General features: G+C 38.8%; 25 protein-coding genes and 1 pseudogene. 19 read left to right on the plus strand and 7 right to left on the minus strand.

What is annotated here, in order from left to right; translation table 11 throughout:
- The first annotated feature begins 952 nt into the window (after positions 1 to 952).
- The 11 genes and pseudogenes from DSM106972_RS39645 (at position 953) to mdh (ending at position 9,192) form a co-directional block, all read left to right on the plus strand.
- Entirely contained in the window at positions 953 to 1,228 is a 276-nt protein-coding gene (locus DSM106972_RS39645) for an AbrB/MazE/SpoVT family DNA-binding domain-containing protein (protein WP_127085846.1), read from the plus strand.
- A complete protein-coding gene (locus DSM106972_RS39650) occupies positions 1,225 to 1,608 on the plus strand; it encodes a type II toxin-antitoxin system VapC family toxin (protein ID WP_127085847.1) in 384 nt (127 codons plus the stop codon). Before DSM106972_RS39645 ends, DSM106972_RS39650 begins: the two co-directional genes overlap by 4 nt.
- Positions 1,609 to 1,862: 254 nt before the next feature.
- A complete protein-coding gene (locus DSM106972_RS39655; RefSeq protein WP_127085848.1) occupies positions 1,863 to 2,534 on the plus strand; it encodes a DUF1345 domain-containing protein in 672 nt (223 codons plus the stop codon).
- A 16-nt stretch (positions 2,535 to 2,550) separates the two neighbouring features.
- Positions 2,551 to 2,937 carry a hypothetical protein gene (locus DSM106972_RS39660; RefSeq protein ID WP_127085849.1) on the plus strand — a complete coding sequence of 129 codons (387 nt, stop codon included), beginning with the start codon at positions 2,551 to 2,553 and terminating at the stop codon, positions 2,935 to 2,937.
- A gap of 54 nt (positions 2,938 to 2,991) precedes the next feature.
- Positions 2,992 to 3,555: a GNAT family N-acetyltransferase gene (locus DSM106972_RS39665; protein WP_127085850.1), complete on the plus strand. Its 564-nt coding sequence runs from the start codon at positions 2,992 to 2,994 to the stop codon at positions 3,553 to 3,555.
- Positions 3,556 to 3,604: 49 nt separating this feature from the next.
- Complete coding sequence (locus tag DSM106972_RS39670; protein ID WP_127085851.1) at positions 3,605 to 4,798, plus strand: NAD(P)/FAD-dependent oxidoreductase; 1,194 nt, start codon at positions 3,605 to 3,607, stop codon at positions 4,796 to 4,798.
- A 47-nt stretch (positions 4,799 to 4,845) separates the two neighbouring features.
- Positions 4,846 to 5,238, plus strand: a complete 393-nt coding sequence (locus tag DSM106972_RS39675) for a DUF4058 family protein (RefSeq protein ID WP_127085852.1) — start codon at positions 4,846 to 4,848, stop codon at positions 5,236 to 5,238.
- 285 nt (positions 5,239 to 5,523) lie between these two features.
- On the plus strand, positions 5,524 to 6,852 hold the full coding sequence (gene iscB, locus DSM106972_RS39680; RefSeq protein ID WP_127085853.1) for an RNA-guided endonuclease IscB: 1,329 nt from the start codon (positions 5,524 to 5,526) through the stop codon (positions 6,850 to 6,852).
- Between the two features lie 68 nt (positions 6,853 to 6,920).
- Positions 6,921 to 7,319 (plus strand): annotated as a pseudogene (locus DSM106972_RS39685) (DUF4058 family protein); the annotation flags it as partial.
- 140 nt (positions 7,320 to 7,459) lie between these two features.
- Positions 7,460 to 8,134, plus strand: a complete 675-nt coding sequence (locus tag DSM106972_RS39690; protein ID WP_127085854.1) for an HAD-IA family hydrolase — start codon at positions 7,460 to 7,462, stop codon at positions 8,132 to 8,134.
- Positions 8,135 to 8,214: 80 nt separating this feature from the next.
- Positions 8,215 to 9,192, plus strand: a complete 978-nt coding sequence (gene mdh, locus DSM106972_RS39695) for a malate dehydrogenase (RefSeq protein WP_127085855.1) — start codon at positions 8,215 to 8,217, stop codon at positions 9,190 to 9,192.
- 166 nt (positions 9,193 to 9,358) lie between these two features.
- Here mdh and DSM106972_RS39700 read toward each other — a convergent pair whose 3' ends face one another.
- From DSM106972_RS39700 to uvrC, 4 genes are all read right to left on the minus strand, one after another.
- A complete protein-coding gene (locus tag DSM106972_RS39700; RefSeq protein ID WP_127085856.1) occupies positions 9,359 to 9,751 on the minus strand; it encodes a translation initiation factor in 393 nt (130 codons plus the stop codon).
- Between the two features lie 38 nt (positions 9,752 to 9,789).
- Complete coding sequence (locus DSM106972_RS39705) at positions 9,790 to 10,281, minus strand: hypothetical protein (protein WP_127085857.1); 492 nt, start codon at positions 10,279 to 10,281, stop codon at positions 9,790 to 9,792.
- A 175-nt stretch (positions 10,282 to 10,456) separates the two neighbouring features.
- Positions 10,457 to 10,636, minus strand: a complete 180-nt coding sequence (locus DSM106972_RS39710) for a replication restart DNA helicase PriA (protein ID WP_127085858.1) — start codon at positions 10,634 to 10,636, stop codon at positions 10,457 to 10,459.
- Positions 10,637 to 11,628: 992 nt separating this feature from the next.
- Entirely contained in the window at positions 11,629 to 13,509 is a 1,881-nt protein-coding gene (gene uvrC, locus DSM106972_RS39715) for an excinuclease ABC subunit UvrC (RefSeq protein ID WP_127085859.1), read from the minus strand.
- Positions 13,510 to 13,695: 186 nt separating this feature from the next.
- On the opposite strand from uvrC, the gene DSM106972_RS39720 reads away from it, so the two are divergent.
- Positions 13,696 to 14,340 carry a DUF3318 domain-containing protein gene (locus DSM106972_RS39720; protein ID WP_127085860.1) on the plus strand — a complete coding sequence of 215 codons (645 nt, stop codon included), beginning with the start codon at positions 13,696 to 13,698 and terminating at the stop codon, positions 14,338 to 14,340.
- Between the two features lie 162 nt (positions 14,341 to 14,502).
- On the opposite strand, the gene DSM106972_RS39725 is transcribed toward DSM106972_RS39720, so the two are convergent.
- Positions 14,503 to 15,306 carry a 7-carboxy-7-deazaguanine synthase QueE gene (locus DSM106972_RS39725; protein WP_127085861.1) on the minus strand — a complete coding sequence of 268 codons (804 nt, stop codon included), beginning with the start codon at positions 15,304 to 15,306 and terminating at the stop codon, positions 14,503 to 14,505.
- A gap of 296 nt (positions 15,307 to 15,602) precedes the next feature.
- Here DSM106972_RS39725 and DSM106972_RS39730 point away from each other — a divergent pair, with 296 nt between their 5' ends.
- Complete coding sequence (locus DSM106972_RS39730) at positions 15,603 to 16,601, plus strand: anti-sigma factor antagonist (protein ID WP_127085862.1); 999 nt, start codon at positions 15,603 to 15,605, stop codon at positions 16,599 to 16,601.
- Between the two features lie 497 nt (positions 16,602 to 17,098).
- Positions 17,099 to 18,487, plus strand: a complete 1,389-nt coding sequence (locus DSM106972_RS39735; protein WP_127085863.1) for a glycosyltransferase family 4 protein — start codon at positions 17,099 to 17,101, stop codon at positions 18,485 to 18,487.
- Position 18,488: 1 nt separating this feature from the next.
- On the opposite strand, the gene DSM106972_RS39740 is transcribed toward DSM106972_RS39735, so the two are convergent.
- A complete protein-coding gene (locus DSM106972_RS39740) occupies positions 18,489 to 18,689 on the minus strand; it encodes a hypothetical protein (RefSeq protein ID WP_019492798.1) in 201 nt (66 codons plus the stop codon).
- Positions 18,690 to 19,251: 562 nt separating this feature from the next.
- On the opposite strand from DSM106972_RS39740, the gene glyA reads away from it, so the two are divergent.
- The 5 genes from glyA to DSM106972_RS39765 all read left to right on the plus strand — a co-directional run bounded on the left by glyA (position 19,252) and on the right by DSM106972_RS39765 (position 24,261).
- On the plus strand, positions 19,252 to 20,535 hold the full coding sequence (glyA, locus tag DSM106972_RS39745; RefSeq protein WP_127085864.1) for a serine hydroxymethyltransferase: 1,284 nt from the start codon (positions 19,252 to 19,254) through the stop codon (positions 20,533 to 20,535).
- 277 nt (positions 20,536 to 20,812) lie between these two features.
- On the plus strand, positions 20,813 to 21,862 hold the full coding sequence (locus DSM106972_RS39750; protein ID WP_127085865.1) for a glycosyltransferase family 4 protein: 1,050 nt from the start codon (positions 20,813 to 20,815) through the stop codon (positions 21,860 to 21,862).
- An 86-nt stretch (positions 21,863 to 21,948) separates the two neighbouring features.
- Positions 21,949 to 23,196, plus strand: coding sequence for a competence/damage-inducible protein A (locus DSM106972_RS39755; protein ID WP_127085866.1), 1,248 nt, complete (start codon positions 21,949 to 21,951; stop codon positions 23,194 to 23,196).
- Positions 23,197 to 23,290: 94 nt separating this feature from the next.
- On the plus strand, positions 23,291 to 23,680 hold the full coding sequence (locus DSM106972_RS39760; protein WP_127085911.1) for an STAS-like domain-containing protein: 390 nt from the start codon (positions 23,291 to 23,293) through the stop codon (positions 23,678 to 23,680).
- Positions 23,677 to 24,261: a type II toxin-antitoxin system VapC family toxin gene (locus DSM106972_RS39765; RefSeq protein WP_127085867.1), complete on the plus strand. Its 585-nt coding sequence runs from the start codon at positions 23,677 to 23,679 to the stop codon at positions 24,259 to 24,261. The genes DSM106972_RS39760 and DSM106972_RS39765 overlap by 4 nt, the downstream gene beginning before the upstream one ends.
- A gap of 88 nt (positions 24,262 to 24,349) precedes the next feature.
- Here DSM106972_RS39765 and DSM106972_RS39770 read toward each other — a convergent pair whose 3' ends face one another.
- Entirely contained in the window at positions 24,350 to 25,234 is an 885-nt protein-coding gene (locus tag DSM106972_RS39770; protein WP_127085868.1) for a DUF5895 domain-containing protein, read from the minus strand.
- Positions 25,235 to 25,624 lie beyond the last annotated feature (390 nt).

The following is a 25,624-nucleotide window of genomic DNA, read 5'->3' on the forward strand; positions in this document are numbered from 1 at the left end:
ACATATACTGAGATGCTACCCTGCGGGAAAACTGCGTTAACGTTCCTCAGCATGACATTCACGGACACTTTTCAAACAACCTCTTAGAGTCGTATGCTAATAGCTTAAGTCCGTTAAAATGGACTTAGGATAAATTCGGTACAAGTATATTGTTTCATGTTATTAATTTTGTCAGTATAAAAATATCTGTAGGTTATCTGCTCCAAACCGTAATACAAGCAGGAGGGCGCCTATATAGTCATATATAAATTCCTAGAGGATAAATTGAATATAGATATATCCTCTAGGAAAATTTACCAAGCCAATAATTTTCTAGAGAAAATACAATACAAATATATTATTTATTCTGACAAGAAGTAAATATTGCTGCCTGATTTATTCAAAATTACGTATTTATCTCTTTAGGAGCGCCTTTTCATATCTAAAAAATGTCTCCAATAAGTTTTTTTATACATGATTAAGATTAATTACTTATATGAAACAACTCAGAGACTAAATTTCGCTCACAGCCAAATTCCTAGAGGATAAGTTGAATGTAAATATATCCTCTAGGAACTAGCAAGCCAATAATTTTCTAGAGAAAATACAATACAAATATATTGTTTATTCTGACAACAAGTAAATAATGTTGCCTGATTTATTCCAAATTACGTATTTGTCTTTTTAGGAGCGCCTTTTTATATCTAAAAAATGTGTCGAATATTTTTTTTTATACATGATTAAGATTAATTACTTATATGCAACTGCCCAGATACTAAATTTCTAAGCAGCCAAATTCCTAGAGGATAAGTTGAATGTAAATATATCCTCTAGGAAAATCTAGCAAGCCAATAATTTTTTAGAAAAATACAATACAAATATATTGTCGTTCTGACAACTTTTTTGATTTTTTGGATAAAGTTGGATTACAATAATTTTGTACAAGTTGAGTAAATTTGTAGAAAAATAAAAAATGGACTATCGTGCAGAAATACAAAAGGGCGGTAGAGTCACAATACCTTCTGTTCTCCGTAAAAAGTTGAATATGGCAGAAGGCGATATTGTGACTATTCGTGAGGAGAATGGCGATATCAAGCTTATTACGCAGCATCAAGCATTAGCAGAGGCGCGAGCGCTGGCGAATCAATATTTGACGAATGATAATACCGTTGATGATTTTCTGAGATGGCGTAAGGAAGAAGCTATTGCTGAAGAGGATAAAATGAATCGTATCTTTAAAACAAAATGACAGCAATTGTTTTTGATAGTTCGGTTCTTATTGCTATCCTCAAACAAGAAAGAGGATATGAGCAAGGTGAAGCTTTAATAAGTCAGGCTCTCGTGTTGACAATAAATTTGGCGGAGGTTGCAACATATTTAGCAAGGCAAGGGGCGCCGTTTGAAACAATTCAAGCAATCTTAGGAAAATTTCCTTGTCAAATCGTTGATTTTACTAATGAACTAGTTGCGATGTCTGGTTTTTTGTATCATCAGACAAAATCGTTCGGACTTTCGCTGGGAGACCGTTCTTGTCTTGCTTTAGCCATAACAAGAAATCTTCCTGTTCTTACAGCAGATACTGCTTGGACAAATCTATCGTTATCTGTCGATATTCAGACAATTCGTTGACCTTCCCAAAATGTCGGTCAGATAAATCACTCAAGACAATAAAAAATAAATTAATAAAAGCAAATATTTTCTATTCATTTTGCAATCCACTTATCATTTGCAAAATCGGTGTGTTGTAGAGACGCAATTTATTGCGTCTATATTGCGTATATATTGCGTCTCTACGTGAATATAATTTTTACGATTTCTCAAGAACTGCGATAAAAAAGCATAAATATGCTAATTGTGTTTTATTGTTTGAGTGAATCATCAGAGTGTATACTGCCCCCAAATTATTTAGAAACCTTGATATCCGACCAAGACTACTGATTTCTATTGTCGGCGCCGTCTTAGTTGCTACACTACTATTACCATCTTGGCTACATCTGTCTACACGTATTCTTTGTGGTTGGAATGCTGGAGTTGACGTTTTTTTAGTTTCAACTTTGTGGAATATGTTCAGGGCAACTCCAGAAAAAATGCGTCGTTATGCTTTAACTGAATATCAAGGTCGTTTGACACTGTTATTACTAGTCACTGCTGCTGCGAGTGCAAGTATCTTTGCCATTGGGTTTTTACTTTCGGATACCAAAGGACTTTCTATATCAATAGTAGTATTTCACGTTGTAGTCTCAGCTTTGACAATTGTTGGTTCTTGGTTACTGGTGCATACTATGTTTGCCTTAGAATATGCATATAGGTATTACCACGACACGAATATAACAAGCAAGCAATCTCCATGTTTAGATTTTCCTAACGAAACTGACCCAGACTATTGGGACTTTTTATACTTTTCGTTCGTTATTGGTATGACAAGTCAAGTTTCTGATGTTCAAACAACATCGCGCTTAATGCGGCGCCTTGCACTCTTACATGGCATAATATCTTTTTTCTTCAATACTTCTATTTTGGCGATGAGTATAAATATTATCGCTGCTCTGATTTAAAAACAAAATCACTCAGATGGCGCCACCTATTTACAAAAATCAAAATAATACTACTGTTCTTTATCGTCCCGTTGGGCAAAAAGAATTAGATTTGATTCAAGAAAGTGGTTATACAACCTTTCCAGCAAGACTTCCTCATCAACCTATTTTTTATCCTGTACTTAACGAAGAGTACGCTATTCAAATAGCTAGAGATTGGAATACTAAAGATAAAGCATCTGGTTACGTAGGATATGTGACTCGCTTTCAAGTTAAAAGTGATTTTTTACAAAGATATACTGTACAAACTGTAGGTGGTTTGCAACACCAAGAGTATTGGATACCTGCTGAAGATTTAGATAATTTTAATACTCACATTGTCGGTAAAATTGAGGTAATTGCTGAGTTTAGGAATGAAGAGTAGAAGAACGAAATATTTTTTCGTTAAAATAGTTTTTTAGCGTGATGTGATTATTATATGCTGCTAAAAACTGACGAAATTTCGATTCGTCTCATGCAAGATAATATGCATGACTATGAGTTGATGGCAAAGTGGTTAACTGATGAGAAGGTTTTGGAATTTTTTGAAGGTCGAGATAATCCTTTTCCACTTGAACGAGTTATTGAGACCTATCAACCAACTGTTTGTGGTGAAGATGCTGAAGTTGCTTGCTTTATCTACTACCAAAATCAGCCTATTGGTTACTTACAATATTGTGCTTTAGATGAATTAACACAAGCGGATAGGGAAACTTACAACTTGGAAGATACGAGTGGGGTGTATGCGATAGATTTGTTTATTGGCGAAACTGAGTATTGGAATCAAGGCATTGGTAGTAGAGTTATATCAAAGCTTGTTGACTATTTATTTAATGAACTCAACGTGCGAAGAGTTGTCGTAGACCCAGAAACTTGGAACACACGTGCTATTCATTGCTACGAAAAATGTGGGTTTGTAAAAGTGAAACTGCTACCCAAACATGAATTGCATGAAGGTGAGTATCGAGATTGCTGGTTAATGGCAATCAACAGGAATAAATAAGTACACTAAATAGTAGACCCATGCGCGCCCTTAACACCACATTTGACAAATGTCTGAACAATCTGCACGAATTTGTATACTAGGTGGAGGTTTTGGCGGTCTTTATACCGCTTTACGCCTCAGCCAGTTACCTTGGGATAATAACCAAAAGCCTGAAATTATCCTTGTTGACCAAAGCGACCGCTTTTTATTCTCTCCGTTATTGTACGAACTATTGACTGGAGAGTTACAAACTTGGGAAATTGCACCCCCTTTTGCTGAACTACTGCAAAATACAGGTGTACGTTTTTGCCAAGCTGCTGTATCTGGAATTGATGTTGACTCAAAAAGTATTCACTTACATGATGGTCCCGAAATTAAATGTGACCGTTTAGTTTTGGCATTAGGTGGTGAAACTCCGCTTGATATGGTACCAGGAGCAACATCTTATGCCTATTCATTCCGTACAATTACAGATGCATATCGTCTAGAAGAACGTTTACGCATTTTAGAAGAATCTGATAAAGATAAAATTCGTATCGCTATTGTCGGCGCCGGTTATAGCGGTGTGGAGTTAGCGTGTAAATTATCTGATAGACTTGGCGACCGAGGAAGATTTAGATTAGTTGAAGTCAGCGACCAAATTTTACGCACTTCTCCCGAATTTAACCGCGAAGCAGCGCAAAAAGCTTTAGAAAAACATGGAGTCTTTCTCGACCTCGACACCAAGGTAGAGTCTATTAGCCAAGATAGCATCACCCTTGAATATAAAAATCAACTTGATACTATTCCTGTTGATTTGGTAATTTGGACTGTAGGGACAAGAGTGGCGCCTGTAGTTCGTGGTCTTCCTTTAAAGCAAAACCAACGCGGTCAAATTATCGTTGAACCAACTTTACAGGCGCCTGACTATCCTGATATTTTTGCTTTGGGTGATTTAGCTGAATGTCACGATGCTCAAGGACAAAGAGTTCCAAGCACCGCTCAATCTGCTTTCCAACAAGCTGATTATACTGCGTGGAATATTTGGGCAAGTTTAACAAATCGTCCATTGTTACCTTTCCGTTACCAACCATTAGGCGAAATGATGACGTTGGGTGTTGATAATGCTACCCTCACAGGATTAGGTATTAAACTTTCTGGACCACTTGCTAATATTGCCCGTCGTGCAGCTTATTTATATCGAATGCCTACATTAGACCACCAGTTAAAAGTTGGTTTCAACTGGCTCGCTCGTCCTATTATTGAAGTACTTTCAAGTTAATCCCCCAACCTCCCGAATTTCGGGGGGTTATAAGGAGTAAAATTGCTATGCCTTCACCTTTTCCAGGGATGAATCCTTACTTAGAAAATCCCGCATTTTGGTCAGAATTTCATAACCTTTTAATTTCATCGATTTCTCAAACACTAAACCCAATATTAAGACCTAAATATCGAGTTGCTATAGAACAGCGAGTATATCAAACAACTGATGGAGATTCTCTTTTAGTTGGCGTTCCAGATGTAGCGGTGCAAAGTCACCAAACTGCAAATAATCAGGAAACAGGGAATGTTGCTGTTGCTTCTCCTCCTACTCAAGCGGTTACTGTAACTATCCCAATGCCAGAAAGAGTACGAGAGACTTACTTGGAAGTGCGGGATGTTGCAACAAAGGAAGTAGTAACAGTTATTGAAGTATTATCTCGTGACGACTCCACACGCTAACTGCTTGCAGTATAGCGTCGGCTTCTAGAAGGAAACTTTTAGAGGTTCGTCATTAGCCTCAGTATTCCGTAATGCAAGGGATACTACGTTTATTCAGAATGTATAGGCACTCCAGAATGTAAGGGGTAGCGCCCTGTCTTATAGTTTTGGACACTGCGGTTAGCGATTAAACATCCCTACTTGGTAGAGGGGAAGTGTTGCTGACAAGAAACCTGGGTAAACATTGGCGAAGAAGACCACCCACGAGGGATGAACTTTTTATTAGTTCAATTACAAACAACGAAAATGAAAGTATTAGTTATCAACAAACATGGGCAACCCTTAATGCCCACATCACCCCGGAAAGCAAGGTTACTTCTATCTTCAGGAAAAGCCAAAATTGTTGGACGTGACCCTTTTACAATCCAATTAATTTACGGTTCTAGTGGTTACAAGCAAGAAGTAACGCTTGGAATTGATGCTGGTTATCAACATATCGGATTTAGCGCGATTACTGAAAAGGAAGAATTAATCGGCGGAGAATTGGAATTATTAGATGGTGTATCAGAACGTATTACTGAACGTTTTAAGTACCGCAGACAAAGAAGAAATAGATTAAGACATCGCGCACCAAGATTCGATAACCGCACACGGGAGGAAGGATGGTTAACTCCATCAGTCCAACATAAACTTGATACCCACATCAAAATCGTCGAACGTATTAAATCAATATTGCCAGTAACGAAAATTATCATTGAAACAGCAAACTTTGATATTCAAAAAATAAAAAATCCCAAAATAGAAGGTAAGCAATATCAAGAAGGTGAGCAGTTAGGCTACTATAACTTAACATGTTACATTCGACATCGTGATGGTTATAAATGTCAAAATCCAAATTGTAAGGGAAAGTCAGAAGTTTTACAGATTCATCATATTGGTTACTGGAAAATTCCGCCAGACAGAAGTGATAGACCTGGCAATCTAATTACCCTATGTGAGAAATGCCATACACCTGCAAATCATGAAAAAGGTAAATTATTGTTTGGTTGGGAACCAAAAGTTAAATCATTTAAACCTGAAACTTTTATGTCTACGATTTATGGTAAACTTTTAAACATCCTAAATGCGGAACAAGCATATGGTTATGAAACCAAATTTAATCGCGAGCAATTACAATTACCAAAGACTCATCATAATGATGCCTTTGTAATAGCAGGTGGAAGTACTCAAATTAGAAGTACGCCATTAATACTAGAACAAATACGTCGGAATAAACGGTCGATGGAACAATTCTACGACGCGAAATATATTGATACCAAAACAAAAGAAAAAACATCAGGAAGCATCTTATCTTCTGGTAGACGCACTAGAAATAAAAATTTGAATAGTGAGAATTTAAGAGTTTATCGAGGTCACAAAGTGTCAAAAGGGCAGAGACGTATCAAGAAACAAAGATACCCCTATAATCCGAACGATTATATTGAGTTTGAAAACAACAAGTATAGAGTTATCGGTATGCAAAATCTTGGTACTGGTGTCAAGATAGCAAATTATCCGGGTGTAAATAATAAAGTAGTGAGCGTTTCCAAGGTTAAACCAATTAAACGAAGGTCTGGAATATGCACATCCACGTAATTCATCCCAACACCAACTACCTTGTGTATGGTGTGGGGCTTCTTACTGATTAAGCTAAAAATAAACGTGCTGGGGATGGGCGTCAAACTTATAACAAAAAACGCTTACGAGTACTAGGTAGTCTAAGTCACTTAGTTGAAATTGATTTATTGCGTCACGGCAAACCAATGGCAATTGTTCAAAATGATATTCAAAGTAGTTACCGTATATTAGTCAGTCGCAGTGACTTCCGTCCAAAGGCAGATTTATACGCTTTTAATCTTCAAAATTCAATCCCATCTTTTCCATTGCCTTTACGTGAGAAAGACTCGGAACCGATATTTGATTTACAAAATATATTGCACGATTTATATGACCGTGCTAGCTATGACTTAGTAATTGATTATACAAAAGACCCTGTACCTGCATTATCAAACACTGATAAAGATTGGCTTAATACCTTTTTGCGAGAAAATGGATTAAGATAAACGATTATTTTTTACATTTCCTTCATAATATTGGGTTTTATTTTTGATTCGCGTGTAAATACTTATGGAGAGCGTTTATTTATTGGGAAAGGCAGAATATAATAATCAGTATTTACTCTGACCATAAGAAAAAACTTTATATGCCGAAACCGAGAGTTTTATTTCTCGATGCTGTTGGTACCTTATTCTCTGTCAAAGGCAGCGTTGGTGAAGTATATAGCCAAATAGCTAGTGAGTTTGGGGTTCATATATCATCGTCCGCTTTAAACCAAGCGTTTCTCCAAAGCTTCAAAGCTTCACCATCTCCCACATTCCCAGATGCGGAAGTTCACGATGTGCCCGACCTTGAGTATAAATGGTGGTTTGCTATTGTGCGCGAAACGTTTAACAAAGCAGGCGCCTTACACAAATTTACAGACTTTGATACATTCTTTGGCGAATTATATATCCATTTTGGTACTGCTCAACCTTGGTTTGTTTACCCTGATGTTATTCCAGCTTTAAAAAATTGGCGCAGCAAAGGAATAGAGCTAGGTATAATATCTAATTTCGACTCCCGTATTTTCTCGGTACTACGAGCTTTAGAACTACAAGATTATTTTGATTCTATAACCATTTCTACTCAAGTCGGCGCCGCGAAACCTGAAGCCAAAATATTTGGTATAGCTTTAGCCAAGCACAACTGCCCTGCAGAGGAAGCTTGGCATGTTGGTGATAGTAAAAACGATGATTATTATGGTGCTTCTTCTGTTGGAATGCGCGGTGTACTAATAACACGACCAAGTGAGCAAAAAGTCTTAGTTGGCGCCAATTGATGCTTCATTTATACAATTTTTGAACAGTAATACCCGTAAGGATATAGGATAAGGAAAGGTAAAGAATCGGAATCTCAATTATGCTCTCTGACTCTTCTTCGCCGATTCTGTGTCATTCACCGCGCGTTAGTATTATTGGCGCTGGTCGGGTAGGTAGTACGCTTGCTCAAAGAATCGTTGAGAAAAACCTTGCGGATGTGGTATTGCTTGACATTATTCCGAAAATGCCGCAAGCGATAGCGCTGGATTTGATGGAAGCACGCGCTTTAGAAAACCACACCCGCAGGATTATTGGTACCAACGATTATGCTGATATATATGGCTCAGAAATAGTAGTTATCGCAGCAGGTTTTCCGCGCAAAGCTGGTATGAGTCGCGATGACTTGCTGCAAAAAAATGCCGAAATAGTGAGAGAAGCTGCCACAAACGCAATTACTCACTCTCCACAAGCTATTTTTATTGTTGTCACAAATCCTTTGGATGTAATGACATATTTAGTTTGGCAAGCCACTAGTTTGTCAAGAGATAGAATTATGGGTATGGCTGGTGTGTTAGACTCTGCCCGCTTTGAAACTTATATTGCAATGGAATTAGGTGTTTCACCTCAAGATGTTAGCGCGATGGTTTTGGGAAGTCATGGTGATTCAATGCTACCTTTGCCCCGTTACTCTACAGTTAACGGTATTCCAATTACAGAATTAATGAATGCAGAAACTATTGAGCGTTTAGTAAACCGTACCCGTAAAGGTGGTACAGAAATAGTTGATTCTATTCAAACCGGTGGCGCCTTCTTTGCACCTGCTTCGGCTACTTGTATGATGATAGAAACAATACTGCGTAACCACTCACGAATGTTACCTGTATCAGCACTCCTACAAGGGGAATATGGTCTGAATGATTTATTTATTGGTGTACCTTGCCGTTTAGGTTGCGGGGGAATTGAGAAAGTTATTGAATTGAATTTAACTGACACAGAATTAGACACTTTGCGTATTTCCGCTACCTCTGTACGTCATAATATTGACAAAGTAAAAGATATATTAAACTTTGTTCAATAGATACATACATCTTGTGGAGCGGGCATCCCTGCCCGCCCTTCATAAAAATTAAATTCAAAAACTTATCTTCTTTTACCTTTAATAAACGGACGGGCAAGGATGCCCATCCCACAAGATGTATAATTTAATTTTTCAAAATTCCTAGAGGATAAATTAAATATTTCTACTAACGATAACCTTCGTCATCGGCAGGGTCGCCATATGGGTCTTCACTAGCTGGACGAACATCACCATATTGTCCATAACCAGCACTACCATATTGGTCACCGGGGTCGCCATATGGGTCTTCACTAGCTGGACGAAGATCACCATATTGTCCATAACCAGCACTGCCATATTGGTCGGCAGGGTCGCCATATGGGTCTTCACTAGCTGGACGAACGTCTCCATATTGTTCGTAACCCGCGCGCTCACCATAATATTGTTGGTCGGCAGGGTCGCCATATGGGTCTTCACTAGCTGGACGAACGTTTTCACCGTACTCGCGTTCCTCATCCCTGTCGCTTTCAACACCGCTTGCTAAAAAATCTTTCGCTTTGCGGAAAAAATCGCCTACCATAACTTCTCTCCTTATTAAATTAGCCTTAAAAACTTTGGTTAAAACGTAGACCCTTGTGGCGCCAGTTCTCTTAAATCACGTCCTGTAGAGCGTCCGTTGTATCCTTGAAAATCACGGTATCTTTCTGCTTCTTCCGCTGGTACTTGAATACCTCCAGATGGTGGTGTTACCCATACTGGACGACCTTGGGCATCACGATAATAAACTCTTCCATTTTTAGAAAGATAATGTTTTCCCTGTGCCCCCTCACCTTTGGCATTTTTGCGCTGGTTGTAGAGATAGTAAAGTGCTGCGGCGCCTGCTAAGGTAATTAATACTTTATTGCGCGTTGAAAGTCCCGGTTTATTTTGAGCTTGTTGGTTCGCATTCGTTGGATAATTTACCTGTCTACCTGCTGCATCATTTATAGGAGGAGCTTCGGTTCGTGTCCCACCACCACAACCATGTAACACTGGTGCTGCTAGTAAAGCTGAAAGAAAAATCGCTATCGGTAACGAGGCTCTTTTATTGTGTGTAATTATTTGGCTCATCACATTCCACTACCCTGAAAAGCTTTATGCGCTGTAGTTATGCTCCAGCACAAGTCTTACAAAGGTAATAATGATTGAATACCTGCTTCTGTTACATCTTGCCTTTGAAGGAAACGCACTCTTTCTTTGGTGATATATATTAAAACCCAGAAACCGGGTTTCTGGGTTTTTGATTTTACTTACGTAATGGAATTCCTGGTGCGTAAGCTTCTATGACTCTGGCAGTACGAGTACACATAATCATTAAATAATCACAAGCTGGACACTGCGTCCTTTGTATTTGACTTTCTGAAATATAATGTCTTTCACCTTCACTACCGCAGTTAGGACAGCGTACTTTTTGTATAATTTGCATCTTAAAGCCCCTTTTAATAATCGTTTTAGTTTCTTAAAGTTTTACAAATTCGGTAGTTTTCAGGCAAGCAATTACGTAAATTAAGTGCGGAATTAGATTCTATTTATCGAGTTTTATTATCTAAGTCGTATTCATCAAATTCACTAAGTTAATAGGATGACTTCTCAATAAAGGAGTAAGCAAATTATCCTAACTTACCTAGCTTTCAAATCAGTTTCTTGCGATATTGCATTGAAACAAGTCAATCAACGCAAGTCGCTTTACATAAATACACAATCGGTGCCAACTGTTTTCCTGATACCTGCCTTCTGTAAAACTTATAGATATGTTTTTCTATTATGCTCAATAAAATTACAATTGCCTATATAACTTCAGACATATTAACTAATCATTGTTACTTATGACCTCAAAGGTTTTACGATGATCCCTAATGCGTAACCCTTGAGAACAACCTATTTTCAATCGCACCTCTACCTGTGAAATATTATACTTTATATGAGTTTAGTTAAAAAAACAACTGATATTTTGTATCAAAATTTACTATTTATCCAGTTTACATAGCTGACATGGGAGATATCGGGACTATTTTCACAAAAAAATAGATTCTGACTTGAAATACGTACTGAAAGCTTCAATACATTACAAGAAAGAATCATTATGCGTTAAAAAGCTAAAATATTGTAAAAATCAGTACAGAAATTTTTAATAAACTTAAAAAAAGCAAGCTTAACCTAGGTATATTTTATCGATGCGACTATACAAAACTTAATAATTAATTAATATTTTGTTAATTATGAGTAAAAATATTATTTTGTAAGAAAATTTAATCAAAAATTCCAATGTTAGACATTAACAGTCTTTGAGAGATTTGCTAAGGTAGTGGTTGGTAATGGGTAATGGGTAATCGGTAATGGGTAATCGAGAGTGGAATTTTCCAACTGTCAATTACCCATCATTTCTTTTGTGAAAGCTGCATTTTTAAATACTATCCATCAATTTGACGGGTGGAAATAATCGTAAATTTCTTGAGCTAAACGCTGACCAATACCTGGAACTTCACCCAGTTGTGCTGGTGTTGCTAAACGAATATAATCTACCGAGCGGAAGTGAGCCAACAGTTGTTTTTGACGGTGACTTCCTAAACCTGGTATTTCGTCTAAACGTGACCGCTTCAATTTATCACTTCGTTGTTGACGGTGGAAGGTAACGGCAAAACGGTGTGCTTCATCGCGTAAGCGTCGTAAAAGTTGCACTCCTGGTTGTTCCGCGTCGGTTTCTACTGGTAAACTGGCGCCAGGTAAAAATATTTCTTCACGCTTTTTCGCCAAACTGACAACACGCACGTCTTCCATTAAATTCATTTCTTCTAAAACAGCGACAACGGCAGAAAGTTGTCCTTTACCACCATCTATCATTACTAAGTCAGGAAAATCAGGATTTCCCAAACGCTGTAATTGTGGGTCTTCGATGAATTTACGAAATCTTCGCTGTATAACCTCCGCAAGTGAGGCAAAGTCATCTGAGTGACCTGCTGTAACTGTAGGATTTTTAATTTTGTAATGACGGTAATGCTGTTTTGCAGGTAAACCATCGATAAATACCACCTGCGAAGCAACTGCATTAGAACCTTGAATATGGGAAATATCGTAACCTTCGATGCGGTGGGGTAAGTCGGGTAAGTCTATTATTGCCGCTAAATCTTGCATTGCCTCCGAATTACGGTCTCCCAATTTTTGCATTCGTTCTAACTCGTACTGAGCATTACGCTCTACCATATCGAGTAATTCTGCTTTGAGTTGACGTTGTGGCGCCACAATAGTAACTTTACGACCTTTACGTTGACTCAAAGCCGCAGCCAATATATCAGTATCGGGTAACTCGTGCTGTACCAATATTTCGGTAGGAATTTCTACATCATCAGCAGTTTGATAATGCTCTTCTAACACCCGTTGTATTATAGCTCCCGATTCTGCACTTCCATCCGCAACAAATGCTAGGCGCCCAACAAGCTGACCTGCACGAATCTGAAATAATTGAATACAAGCATGACTATCATTTTTGGCCAAAGCAATGGCATCACGGGAAACAGTATCATCGGGAAGCGATACCTTTTGGTCTGCTGTTAACGACTTTAACCCATTAATTTGGTCGCGATAACGTGCGGCAGATTCAAAGTTTAACGCTTCTGCCTGCTTACACATCGCCTCAGTTAATATATCTACCAACTCATGTCCACGTCCCTGAAACACCATCGCGACTTTTTGCACTGTCTTACGATATTCTTCTGGAGTCTCAAGTTTTTGACATACCCCAGGACAACGACCTAAATCGTAATTCAAACAAGGACGGTCTTTAAATAAAGGTTGCGGACGCTGACGTAAAGGAAAAATACGCTTACAAATGCGTAATATCTCTCTTAACAACCGCGAATCTGTGTAAGGTCCATAAAATTTATCTTTCCCCTTACCAAGCTGTCGTTTGCGTGTGATAAAAATACGCGGATAATCTTCTGACCAAGTAATACAAACGTATGGATACTTTTTATCGTCTTTGAGCAGAACGTTAAAATAAGGCAAATGCTGCTTAATTAAGTTTGCTTCGAGTGCGAGTGCTTCGGTTTCGGTATCGGTGACAATAAACTCAATATCAGTTACTTGCTTAACCATTGTCGCGATGCGCTCAGTCAAACGCTGCGAGTCACGAAAATACGAACGAACTCTAGACCGCAGCTTGCGAGACTTACCAATGTACATAATGCGGTCACTAGCATCGCGCATGAAATATACCCCAGGTTGCGGGGGAATTTCTTTGAGGCGATTTTCTAACCGTTCGGGGTCTTTTACGAGCGGTAATACTTTACCAGATATTGTCACAGTTAAAATTGCTTATTTTATAATATATCTATATATATTTTAATTTTTTGATGAACTATGGCGTATAGCGATACTACCCAATTAGATGTAGAGACGTTACATGTAACGTCTCTACATAAATCGTTTTAAAATAGCTATACTCCAAAGTGATACTCTATTGTACTGATTTATTCTGGGGCTGGATATATGACATCCTATGCAACCTCTTCTGCGAAGGCAGAAATGAGCGAATTACGTCGATTAAAAGGTTTATTGCCACCTGAATTACAAAGTTGGGTCACGGTCGAAGGAACGACAGAAGTCAATCCACCCCTTGTTAGATGCGAAGAAATTGGTAAAGACCAAGTTGAAATTCAAATCGATTTGGTGAAATGGGATTCTCTCGCTATCGACCAACGCAACTTGTTATTCTGGCATGAAGTCGCTCGCGTTCAAAATGATACTATTCCCAAAGATGGGTGGGAAATGGCGGCACTTGCTATTGGTTTAGGTGGCGCCGTTGGTGAACTTTGGGTACAAGATGGATTATTATTAATCCTCGCTTTAGCATTATGCGGTGTTTCTGGTTGGCGCCTGTATCAAAAAAATAGTGGCGAAAAAATCGCACGCGAACTAATTGAAGCAGATGAAAAGGCAATTGGACTTGCACAGCGTTTCGGTTACACTGTTCCCAACGCTTATAAAAGTCTTGGTAGTGCCCTAAAAACTTTGATTGATACCACTAACAGTAAGCGTGAACGCTCTAAATATGAAGCGCGTCTTTCAGCACTAAAACGCAGTGCCAATAAAGTTCGTGGCAAATCCCCTAGAAACGCCGATGACGATATGTAAAAACGTGATAAATCTGTAGAGACGTGATTCATCACGTCTACAAATATCACGTCTCTACAAAAGTTTTGTGGTGTAGTTTTGAAAATACTGTAAAGCTGTAGAGACTTAGCGAGAAAGTCTCTACAATATGGAAAATTCGCTCGATATCGAGTAAATCTAGCTTTACAACTGGTTTAACATCTTATGGGTTTGAGGAACTACTCGCACATGCTTAACTATTCGCTTCATCATGGCTTGCCATACCAAAACTTGGTCGGGTTCTGGCGCCATTATTTCTTTTTCCGCATGTGTTGGCGATATTAACGGTGTTACAGGCTGCAAAAATATTGGAATTGATGGATTTATGTCCGCGACTATTTGCGCTGCTTGCTTTAACTCCTCTACATCCGTCGAACTTGAAACAATAATCTTGACAAAAACTTCTACTTGTGAATCATAACAAAGTTGTAAAAAGCGTGCGTGTTCAACTAAACGCTTTTCACCACTGACGCTTTCAAGTTTAAAATCCATACCCACTGAGTCAAGATATGGTAACACCATTGCGAGTTGTTCGCTTCGATGTCCACCAGTCTCTAAATATATGGGTAATTTAGTTGCACTACGGACTTGCGGTAAAAATTCAACAAGGAAAGAGGCATGAAGAAGTGGTTCGCCACCTGTCAAGCTAATGCTATCGTGTAGCTGAGGTATATTTTGTCGCTCAACCCATTCGACTAACATAGATAATGTTACAGGGTTTGAATATACTTCAAAATCGCGTAAACCAGGGTAGCGTTCAATTCGACATGTTGTTGGTGCATTCCATGTATTGGAGCTATCGCAAAAGTGACAGCGCAGGTCACACAGTGCGAACCGGATAAAAATCTGACGAGTTCCAACGTTTAGTCCTTCCCCTTGGATGGCTGAAAACACCTCAACTAAGCGTGCATTAGTTGTAGCAGTTGTGACAGTTGTTTTTGCGGTCATACTATCGATATATCAAAGAACGTGACTAAAAACACAGCTAAGATAAGACTGTAATAAAATTGACATTGTAGTATCGAATATGTTTTAACTTTGAGCAAAACTACATGAACCAATATTAAGTACAGGAGGCGCCATAGTAAAAAAACTATAGTTATAGACAAGAGCATGTGAACGAATGATTATGATGCCATCGTAGTAGTTATATATTAAGTACACTAAGAACGGTAAAGTATTTATTACAACATAATCATGTTTAGGAAAATTAATAATTACAGCAAGTTTCAGTACAAAGTTTCATGACAAGCCAACCCACAGAGGCAGATTTTTCCGTTAAATACCAAGCGGATACCGCAATAATTCAGGTTCCTGCAAGGTTGAGCGTACTTGAAGCTATAGCTTTCAAGCAAACCTGCCAAGACCTAACCCAAAAAGATAACGTATTGAAACAAATTATTATTGCTTTTGACAATACTATTTTTATGGATAGTAGTGGGTTAGGTGCTTTGGTGAGTAATTTCAAAATTGCTCAACAACAAGGAATTTCGATGACGTTGCGGAATGTCACACCACAGGTGATGGCAGTATTAAATTTGACCGGATTAGATCAAGTTTTCCCAATTGAATCAAAGTCCGAACCTGTATCGCGAGTAGATCAGTTAGAAGAAAACTTACCCACAACTCATCTAAGCGTCAAATCTTGGATGAAGCGCTTTATCGATATCGTTGGAGCTATTGTAGGTTTGGTAATTACCGCTATCTTGGCAATTCCCATTATAATTGCTATCCAAATCGATGACCCAGGTCCAATTTTCTTTGCTCAAACGCGCTGTGGTTGGATGGGTAAACATTTCCGAATGTGGAAATTTCGTTCGATGTGCGTTGATGCAGAAGCCAAAAAGGCTGAACTACTAAAGCAAAACCAAGTCCAAGGTGCATTTTTTAAAATTGATAACGACCCGCGAGTTACAAGAGTCGGACGTTTTTTACGACGAACTTCGCTTGACGAACTGCCACAATTTTTAAATGTACTCAAAGGCGAAATGAGTTTGGTTGGTACTAGACCTCCTACACCCGATGAAGTTGCACGTTACGAAGTGCCCGAATGGCAACGTTTAGACGTGAAACCAGGGATGACTGGAGAGTGGCAAGTAAACGGTCGCTCTAGTATACGCAGTTTCGAGGATGTAATTCGTCTCGACTTGCAATACCAAAAAAATTGGACTTTGCTATACGACCTCAAGCTGATTTTCAGAACCATCACAATTTTGTTCAAGAAAAACAGCGGCGCCGTCTAAAATACAACTAATCATCACTCAAAAACCTGGTTTCGTAGAAGTTACCAGGTTTTTTTTTACGTAGAAACCTTAAAGTCATTTTAGCTTGTTAATGGGGGAATTTGTTAAAGATGTCTCGGTTAATACCAATAATTTAGATTCGATTTGCAATTTGCAATTACTAATTTAAACAGCAAATAATGACGATTACAAGCGTAAATACTGAATATTATGTTTGTATAGCTTAGTTATATAAATATTTTCGCCTCTAAAAGCGAGGGTATTCACGGAGATAAATTACTCTAAGTAAACATAAAATAAACAAGTGCAAGTAAAAAAAGTATTACGCACTATGTAAAGAGTTGACTTCAAGTTTACTCAATCTTCAACGAAAAAAAACGGACATTAATAAACTCTGAAGAGAAAATTAATAGTAACCAGCGTTTTTTAGGTAAGGGATAACAAAATAAAACTTGCCTTTAAATCACCGACCAGGGCTGTTCAAACTTACTATATTTATGAGAATTTTAATTTACTCTTACAACTATCACCCCGAACCCATTGGTATTGCTCCGCTAATGACCGAGCTAGCAGAGGGTTTAGTAAAGCGTGGACATGAGGTGCGTGTAGTTACAGCAATGCCTAATTATCCTCAGCGTCAAATTTATAAAGAGTATCGTGGTAAATTTTTTGTTACAGAAGAGAAAAACGGCGTTAAGATTCAACGTAGTTTCGTTTGGATACGTCCTCAGCCAAACTTACTCGACCGGATTTTGCTCGACGCTAGTTTTGCACTTACCAGTTTTGTCCCAGCATTATCTGGCTGGCGCCCAGATGTTATACTAACAACCTCACCATCGCTTCCCTGCTGTGTACCCGCTGCTTTATTAGGATGGTGGAACCGTTGCCCAGTAGTTTTAAACCTTCAAGATATTCTTCCAGACGCTGCAATTCACGTTGGTTTACTCAAGAACAAATATTTAATCAAAGTTTTTCAGACGCTGGAAAAATTTGCTTACCGCACCGCAACCAAAATCAGCGTCATTGCTGATGGATTCGTTGATAATTTATTACAAAAGGGCGTTGCAGCCGATAAAATGGTCAAAATACCCAATTGGGTAGATGTAAATTTTATTCGTTCCTTGTCTAAAGAAGATAATGAATTTCGTCGTACCCACAACCTCAACGGTAAGTTTGTGGTGATGTACTCAGGGAATATTGCTTTAACTCAAGGTTTAGAGACTGTCGTCAAAGCCGCAAGTCAGGTGCGGCACATCCGTGATATTGTCGTAGTAATTGTTGGAGAAGCAAAAGGTTTACAGCGCTTGCAACTTGAATGCGACAAATACGGCGCCGACAATGTGATATTGCTACCATTTCAAAAACGTGAAACTTTACCAACAATGTTGGCTGCTGCAGATGTAAGCTTGGTAGTACAAAAGAAAAATGTTATTTCGTTCAATATGCCGTCTAAAATTCAGGTAGCGCTAGCAAGTGGACGTGCCATTATAGCATCAGTACCCGATACAGGCACAGCGGCAAAGGCAATATCTAGTAGTGGTGGTGGTATTGTCGTTCCTCCAGAAGACCCCGACGCATTAGCCAACTCTATTTTGCAATTGTACTCGGCGCCAGAACTTGTTAACTCACTTGGCTACAACAGTCGAAAGTACGCAGTAGAAAACTACTCGTTTGATAACGCCTTGAATCAATACGAGAACTTATTTTACGCAATTACAGAGCCAGCCACAAGCCCAGCTGTTCAAGCAGTTATTGATAAGAGCGTTCAACCAATAGTCCAACCTGTTGTGATTCAGCCAAGATACGAGCCTATATTTTATACCGTTAGTGAAAATGAAGTGACTCGAAAACCAAAAACAGTTTCTAAACGAACACTCACAGAGTAATTTAATCGACTTTAACAACGCGAAACCCCATCGCACACTGATACTGTTCGGGCTGCTCTGTTGTAATTTTATCAATAGCCCGACCACAGTACAGTTGTCCTTCGCGCCAACGCGGTTGACCACTTGCATCTGCCAGCATACATGACTGACAAACTTTAGACGGCGCCAAAATTTGGTTTTCTGTTAAAATCGCTGCTAACATACCATTCCCCTATTTTGAAATATCTTAGAAACCGGGTTTCTTTACCGATAACTTGTAATAAAAATCACGATTTGTCTGCGACAATGAACGGGTAGAAACCCGGTTTCTTTGCGATGATAAATTTTTCAAAAAACATTCCTAATTCTTACCCAGTAAGAATTAGTAGTATTCGTTATAACACATAGGTTATTATTTGTAATCATTTAATAATAAAAATTATTCTTAACAATCTTCTAATGTTAAATATATTAAGAATCTAATCCCTTTGTGACAATGAATACAGAAATTAATTAAACACATCAATACTTGACAACTCGATTTCACACCTAGTGGTTTGTGTCATTAAATTTGGTGTGATATATTTTTTACCACAGAGGCACAGAGAGACAGAGGTAAGAGTTAAGAGAGTGAGAGTTCGGCGCCTACACCCCAAAACTATTGACATGAACCACTAGGGTAGCAAAAGAACGTTATCATAGTTTACGCAATTGTAGATGGCTCGAATCCCTAGGATTTATAGTAGGGAGTCGAATAAAATAGCTACATGCTCAACTTAAAGACTATGACTAAGACAAATTCTGATTTTTTGGCAACTTCTGACCCAGCCGTTGCGGAGTTAATAGGTGACGAACTGCAACGTCAGCGTGACCACTTAGAGTTAATCGCAAGTGAGAACTTTACTTCAGCTGCGGTACTTGCTGCTCAAGGTTCGGTACTAACAAACAAATACGCTGAAGGTTTACCCGGCAAACGCTACTACGGTGGCTGTGAATATGTGGATAAAATTGAACAGTTAGCTATTGACCGCGTTAAAGAATTATTCGGCGCCGCACATGCTAACGTTCAACCTCACTCAGGCGCCCAAGCGAACTTTGCTGTTTTTCTAACTCTACTATCTCCTGGTGACAAAATCATGGGGATGGATTTATCGCATGGTGGACACCTAACTCATGGTTCACCAGTAAACGTCTCAGGTAAATGGTTTGAAGTTTCCCATTATGGTGTAGACCAACAAACCGAACAGTTGAACTACGACGCTATCCGTGAGCAGGCGCTTAGGGAGCGTCCTAAGCTCATCATTTGCGGTTATTCAGCATATCCAAGAATTATAGACTTTGAAAAATTCCGTAGCATTGCTTCGGAAGTCGGCGCCTACTTGCTAGCAGATATTGCTCATATCGCCGGATTAGTAGCAACTGGACACCACCCCAACCCTATCCCTTATTGTGATGTTGTCACAACAACAACTCACAAAACCTTACGCGGACCTCGTGGTGGTTTAATTATGACCCGTGACGCGGAACTAGGTAAAAAACTCGACAAATCAGTTTTTCCAGGTACCCAAGGCGGTCCATTAGAACATGTAATTGCGGGTAAAGCTGTTGCCTTTGGCGAAGCACTCAAACCTGAATTTAAAGCTTATTCTGCCCAAGTTATCGAAAACGCCCGTGCAATGGCTAACCAATTGCAACAGCGTGGTTTAAAAATTGTCTCCAATGGCACAGATAATCACTTAATGTTAGTAGATTTGCGTAGCGTTGGAATGACAGGAAAACAGGCAGACCAACTAGTTAGTACAGTGAATATAACTGCTAACAAAAATACAGTGCCATTTGACCCAGAGTCACCATTTGTAACCAGTGGTTTACGACTAGGTTCACCAGCAATGACGACACGTGGAATGGGAGCAGCAGAATTTGTTGAAATTGCCAATATTATTGCTGACTGCTTGACTAACCCTGAGTCTAATAGTGTAGCTGATGATTGTCGGCGCCGAGTAGCTTCTTTGTGCGCGCGCTTCCCATTGTATCCACATATTCAAATTCCTGTACCAGCTTTGGTATAAAAAGTCTTGTGGAATGGGCATCCTTGCCCGTTATAAATATAGAGGGAATATAGAGGGCGGGCAGGGATGCCCGCTCCACAAGACACAAGACAACAGGAAAAATTAAATTCTTTTAGTTTAAATATTAAGCCCAATATTATATCTAAATTAAGATTACGTAGATTAAAAACACTATACTGATTAGCATTTAAAGTTTAGTATATATATAAAGTTAAGAGTGTATCTGAAATAAAATTCAATTGAAAACTGTTGTATACATTACTAGTTAAATATACTAATGCTTGCCCAGATATATCATCTGATTGCTTTTCTTGTTGCCGCAGTAGTCGTTCTCTGGACTACACCAGATGTTAGAAATATTGGTATCAAAAGCGGAAAACTTGATAAGCCTGGAGAAAGAAAAGTCCATCAACGTCCAATGGTTCGTCTTGGAGGTGTGAGCATTTTTGCTGGCGCCATGCTTTCATTAATTATTGTGTGGTGGTTAGGTGGATTTGGAAATTTGCCTCCAGACAAAGAATGGCAAGTTATTGGTGTAATTTTAGGAGGAATAGGCTTTTTCTCAATTGGCTTTGCAGATGACTTATTAAACTTGTCACCATTTATACGTTTATTATTACAAGTAATTGTAGCTTCCTGTGTTTGGAAAGCTGGTGTAAGTATAGATTTTGTTACGATTCCAATGTTTGGTATCGTTCATCTTGGGTGGTTAAGTTTACCAATCACGGTTATTTGGCTGGCTGGAATGGTAAACGCCATTAACTGGATTGACGGATTAGATGGATTAGCAGCAGGTGTATCGGGAATTGCCGCTGTTGTACTACTTGTCGTTTCGTTATATATGAAGCAACCTGCTGCCGCATTAATTGCTGCCGCACTTGCTGGAGCTTCATTAGGATTTTTACGATATAACTTTAACCCGGCTCAAATTTTTATGGGTGACGGTGGCTCATATTTTATGGGCTTTACTCTTGCTGCCGTTAGTATTATTGGTCTAGTAAAAATTCCTGCTGTGACTGCGGTATTGCTGCCGTATGTAATTTTAGCAGTACCCATTTTTGATATGTCCGCTGTAATTCTTTTGCGTTTACGTCAAGGTAAATCACCTTTCAGTGCCGATAAACGTCATTTACATCACCGCTTACTCAATGCTGGACTCTCTCATCGCTGGGCAGTTTTATTTATTTACTCCTTAACATTGTGGTTGGGTAGTTTGGCGGTGGCAATTGTTGGAATTCCTAGTGGCGCCATTTTTGCCTGTGCTGCGACATCTTTACTCAGTTATACTTCTTGGAAAGTCTGGAAAAGATCAAGAGTTAGGAGTTAGGAGTTAGGAGAGGCGGGTTTACGAAATTTTTCTTTATAACTAGGATATGGGTTAACCCGCCCGTACTTAGGAGTTAATTTTTTAAAATGAGCGCAGAAATTATTTGTGTTGGTACTGAGCTATTACTAGGGGATATTCTTAATAGTAATTCTCAATACCTTGCCCAGGAATTAGCAAAATTAGGTATTCCTCATTACTATCAAACTGTTGTTGGTGACAATACAGAACGTTTACTTGATGTAATTAAAATTGCTTGTTCTCGTTCGCAAATTCTAATATTTACAGGTGGTTTAGGACCGACACCTGATGATTTAACGTGTGAAACAATTGCACATTATTTTGGCGCCCCCCTGATCGAACGGGCTGATATAATTGAGGACATAACCAAAAAATATACTGCTCGTAACCGGGTGATGACACCCAGCAACCGTAAGCAAGCTTTAATTCCCCAAGGTGCCGATATTCTACCAAATCCAACAGGCACGGCGCCTGGTATTATATGGCAGCCTAAACCAGGTTTAATAATTCTGACTTTTCCTGGTGTTCCGTATGAGATGCATCGAATGTGGCTTCAAAGTGCTGTTCCATACTTAAAAAGCCAAGGTTGGGGTCAAGAAATTATTTATAGTCGAATGTTAAGGTTTTGGGGTGTTGCAGAATCTGCTTTAGCCGAAAAAGTTAGTTCGTATTTGAACTTGCCCAACCCAACAGTGGCGCCATATGCTTCTAAAGGCGAAGTGAAATTAAGAGTTGCAGCAAAAGCAACATCTAATATCGAAGCACAAAAAATTATTGCTCCAGTCGAAAAACAACTCAAAGAAATCGCTGGACTTGATTATTACGGCGCCGATGATGATACCTTAGCTTCTGTAGTTGGTGAATTATTACGAACCACAAATCAAACCGTTTCTGTGGCAGAATCGTGTACTGGTGGCATGTTAGGACAAATGCTAACAGAAATGTCAGGAAGCTCTGACTATTTTTGGGGTGGTGTAATATCATACGACAACTCAGCAAAAATTAATTTACTAGGTGTTAATGCTTCTGACTTAGACAAGTATGGTGCAGTAAGTGCAATAGTTGCCGAACAAATGGCCCTTGGTGTCAAAGACCGTTTGGGGACAACTTGGGGAATAAGTATAACAGGTATTGCTGGGCCAACAGGCTCTACTGAGACCAAACCAGTAGGGTTGGTTTATATTGGAATTGCAGGGTCAAATGGCGTTGATGTTACTGAAAATAAATTTGGCGTCACACGTGGACGTAGTTTAATTCGTCATGTTAGTGCTTGTACAGCATTAGACCAGCTACGGCGTAAATTGCTTGCCCAATAATATTGTCGTTCGGCAATGTTGTATTGTATGTGCCTGCATTGAACCGCATATCGAGTTAGAATTAAATATTGAAAATGGTATCACCCGTTTCAAAATGAATCGCTTCATATCCTTGCCTACTCAAAACGAAAGTACAGTTACGATTTGTGTAACTGACATCCTCGGAGATAGATTCTGTGTAGTGTGTGAAGACGGAAAGCGGGTTTACGAACACGTAGCCACAGCTTTAAGAGCGGGTAAAAAGGTTCATCTCTCCTTTAGAGGTGGCGAAGACATTACCTCAGCGTTTTTGGCTGAAGCTTTTTCTCGGTTATACACAAATTTCTCAGAAGAATATATAGAGAACAGTTTAACTTTTACCGACATCGACCCTGATGATGCAGCCGATATTGAATGTGTCATCAAAGATGTGAAAGACTACCTTAATAATCCGCAACAATTTAAAAATGCGATTATTCAAGCTATGGGTGAAGATAGTATATGACCAAACAAGTGTACCCCATTGATACATATCATTTTAAATCCCATGATGGGGTACTGTTTGACGCGAATATTTGGATGTATATATATGGTCCTCCCAGTCATATATCGTCACAGTATAGATACGCTTATACTTCTGCCTTACGTCGAATACGTGGCGCCGGATGTCAAATTGTGTTAGATGCTTTAGTACTATCAGAATTTATAAACGCTTACGCCAGATTTTTTTATAATAAACTGCCATCTGAATTAAAACCGGGTGATTTTAAATTGTTCCGTAACAGTTCTAGTTTTAAACCTGTTGCCGAACAAATTGCTCGACGTGCGCGTAAAATTCTTGAAAAATCTGAACCAGCTAAAACCCGATTTGAATCAGCAGAAATTGTTTCAATACTAAGTGAATATGCAGGTGGAGAAGCTGATTTTAATGACCAAGTATTAGCAGAATTATGTCGGGTAAACAATTTAAAGTTAGTTACTCATGATGCTGATTTTAGCGGCACAAATTTAACTATTTTGACCGCAAATCCGAAATTATTACTATTAAAACAAGGACTACTGGCAACGGATGATGAACGGATGTAACGGATGGCTGATTTTATTTAACAAGTTTTCCCTTGTAAAAATAACTTATCCGTTACATCCGTTGCATCCGTTGCCAGCCAGCTAACCCTTAATAAGGAGGATACCCGAATTCATCATCATCCGCGTAGACGTAAGAAGCGCTTGCAACTCCTGCCATTGCCATTTTGTTGTTATGATTTTCTTTTTCTGCACGAACTTGTTCTTTACCGAACTCTTTATACTCTTCAAATGTTTTATTAATAATTTGAGATTCGGGAGAATCAGAGGCGATTAAGAATTGCGTTAAATTGGAAACTGTGGGATGTTTATAATCTATTGTGGAGGAAACTAGAACTGTATTTGGTTGAATTCCTCGTTCTTCACAGTCGATAATTGGGCAGAAAATGCCATGAGCGTGAAATAAAGGTCCTTTGGGTGTAAAAGGTAGTTTCCGAAAAGCTGCATATGACCGTTCGAGTTCTACTACAAACCCACCAGATGCTCTTCCTTGTTGATATTCGCAGTAAGTTTTACTAAAACTTGCACCTGCGGCGCCGTGAAGTGTTAATTGTAAGGGTTTTTCGTGCAAGAATTGTTTATTCTCACCGACTAAAAAAACAAGATAGCGGATAAAGGTTTTAAATTTTAGTTTATCTGCTAAAAATGCATCATAATTATCACGAAGTGTACCAAGCTTGTTTCCTGTTTCTCGGTCTTTAACCGACAACGGTCCGCGACGCACTATCACTATTTTTGGAGTTGTGGTTAGATACACCGTTTCGACCCCAGAAGTGAATTCATGTTCAATTTGCTGCCAATTTGAATCAGGTTCAAAGCCTACAGCTTGGGCATTATCGAGCTTTACTGCTAACCCATAGGCTTGCATACCATCGGTGCCATAGCGTGGATTTATCATTTGGCACCAAGGAATGACCTGAGACGGTGGTGCATTAAACTTCTCGTCTTCAAAGTCGAATTTTGCTGAAGCTTTCATTTTTAAGAGCTTTGGAAGGGTTGGATGAAAGGACTGTGCATTTTGGATGATAGATTAGGCGCCTCAGATACGTTGGCTGTTTGTTTTTGCTCCACATGTGAGATGCCCCATCAAAAAAATGCTGTTAGGTTTTTGTATTGAATAATAACTTTTTTACCACTTTGATTGGGCAATGAGTGTGACACTTAAGTACTTTTAACATCTTAAGTTTTACAAATTAAATTTTGTTCATTTAACCAATACTAGTTTACTATTATAAATTATTTATGGTTAGATTGTACTATGAAATATAGAATATATAGAATAAATATATAAATGTTAATGTAGGTGAGCTAGAATTTACCAACTCACCCCAGCCGACCGATAAATTTGTCAATAACGCTGCTACCG

This window comes from Dulcicalothrix desertica PCC 7102 (assembly GCF_003991905.1).
Classification (GTDB): domain Bacteria; phylum Cyanobacteriota; class Cyanobacteriia; order Cyanobacteriales; family Nostocaceae; genus Dulcicalothrix; species Dulcicalothrix desertica.

Excerpts from the sequence above, each read along its gene's own strand:
- DSM106972_RS39660 (WP_127085849.1), top strand. The coding sequence starts at position 2,551 with ATGGCGCCACCTATTTACAAAAATCAAAATAATACTACTGTTCTTTAT.
- DSM106972_RS39750 (WP_127085865.1), top strand. The coding sequence starts at position 20,813 with ATGCTTGCCCAGATATATCATCTGATTGCTTTTCTTGTTGCCGCAGTA.
- iscB (WP_127085853.1), top strand. The coding sequence starts at position 5,524 with ATGAAAGTATTAGTTATCAACAAACATGGGCAACCCTTAATGCCCACA.
- DSM106972_RS39760 (WP_127085911.1), top strand. The coding sequence starts at position 23,291 with ATGAATCGCTTCATATCCTTGCCTACTCAAAACGAAAGTACAGTTACG.
- DSM106972_RS39650 (WP_127085847.1), top strand. The coding sequence starts at position 1,225 with ATGACAGCAATTGTTTTTGATAGTTCGGTTCTTATTGCTATCCTCAAA.
- DSM106972_RS39725 (WP_127085861.1), bottom strand. The coding sequence starts at position 15,306 with ATGACCGCAAAAACAACTGTCACAACTGCTACAACTAATGCACGCTTA.
- DSM106972_RS39770 (WP_127085868.1), bottom strand. The coding sequence starts at position 25,234 with ATGAAAGCTTCAGCAAAATTCGACTTTGAAGACGAGAAGTTTAATGCA.
- DSM106972_RS39735 (WP_127085863.1), top strand. The coding sequence starts at position 17,099 with ATGAGAATTTTAATTTACTCTTACAACTATCACCCCGAACCCATTGGT.
- DSM106972_RS39700 (WP_127085856.1), bottom strand. The coding sequence starts at position 9,751 with ATGGTAGGCGATTTTTTCCGCAAAGCGAAAGATTTTTTAGCAAGCGGT.
- DSM106972_RS39690 (WP_127085854.1), top strand. The coding sequence starts at position 7,460 with ATGCCGAAACCGAGAGTTTTATTTCTCGATGCTGTTGGTACCTTATTC.
- DSM106972_RS39670 (WP_127085851.1), top strand. The coding sequence starts at position 3,605 with ATGTCTGAACAATCTGCACGAATTTGTATACTAGGTGGAGGTTTTGGC.
- DSM106972_RS39710 (WP_127085858.1), bottom strand. The coding sequence starts at position 10,636 with ATGCAAATTATACAAAAAGTACGCTGTCCTAACTGCGGTAGTGAAGGT.
- DSM106972_RS39675 (WP_127085852.1), top strand. The coding sequence starts at position 4,846 with ATGCCTTCACCTTTTCCAGGGATGAATCCTTACTTAGAAAATCCCGCA.
- glyA (WP_127085864.1), top strand. The coding sequence starts at position 19,252 with ATGACTAAGACAAATTCTGATTTTTTGGCAACTTCTGACCCAGCCGTT.
- DSM106972_RS39720 (WP_127085860.1), top strand. The coding sequence starts at position 13,696 with ATGACATCCTATGCAACCTCTTCTGCGAAGGCAGAAATGAGCGAATTA.
- mdh (WP_127085855.1), top strand. The coding sequence starts at position 8,215 with ATGCTCTCTGACTCTTCTTCGCCGATTCTGTGTCATTCACCGCGCGTT.
- DSM106972_RS39730 (WP_127085862.1), top strand. The coding sequence starts at position 15,603 with ATGACAAGCCAACCCACAGAGGCAGATTTTTCCGTTAAATACCAAGCG.
- DSM106972_RS39665 (WP_127085850.1), top strand. The coding sequence starts at position 2,992 with ATGCTGCTAAAAACTGACGAAATTTCGATTCGTCTCATGCAAGATAAT.
- DSM106972_RS39740 (WP_019492798.1), bottom strand. The coding sequence starts at position 18,689 with ATGTTAGCAGCGATTTTAACAGAAAACCAAATTTTGGCGCCGTCTAAA.
- DSM106972_RS39765 (WP_127085867.1), top strand. The coding sequence starts at position 23,677 with ATGACCAAACAAGTGTACCCCATTGATACATATCATTTTAAATCCCAT.
- DSM106972_RS39705 (WP_127085857.1), bottom strand. The coding sequence starts at position 10,281 with ATGAGCCAAATAATTACACACAATAAAAGAGCCTCGTTACCGATAGCG.
- DSM106972_RS39755 (WP_127085866.1), top strand. The coding sequence starts at position 21,949 with ATGAGCGCAGAAATTATTTGTGTTGGTACTGAGCTATTACTAGGGGAT.
- DSM106972_RS39645 (WP_127085846.1), top strand. The coding sequence starts at position 953 with ATGGACTATCGTGCAGAAATACAAAAGGGCGGTAGAGTCACAATACCT.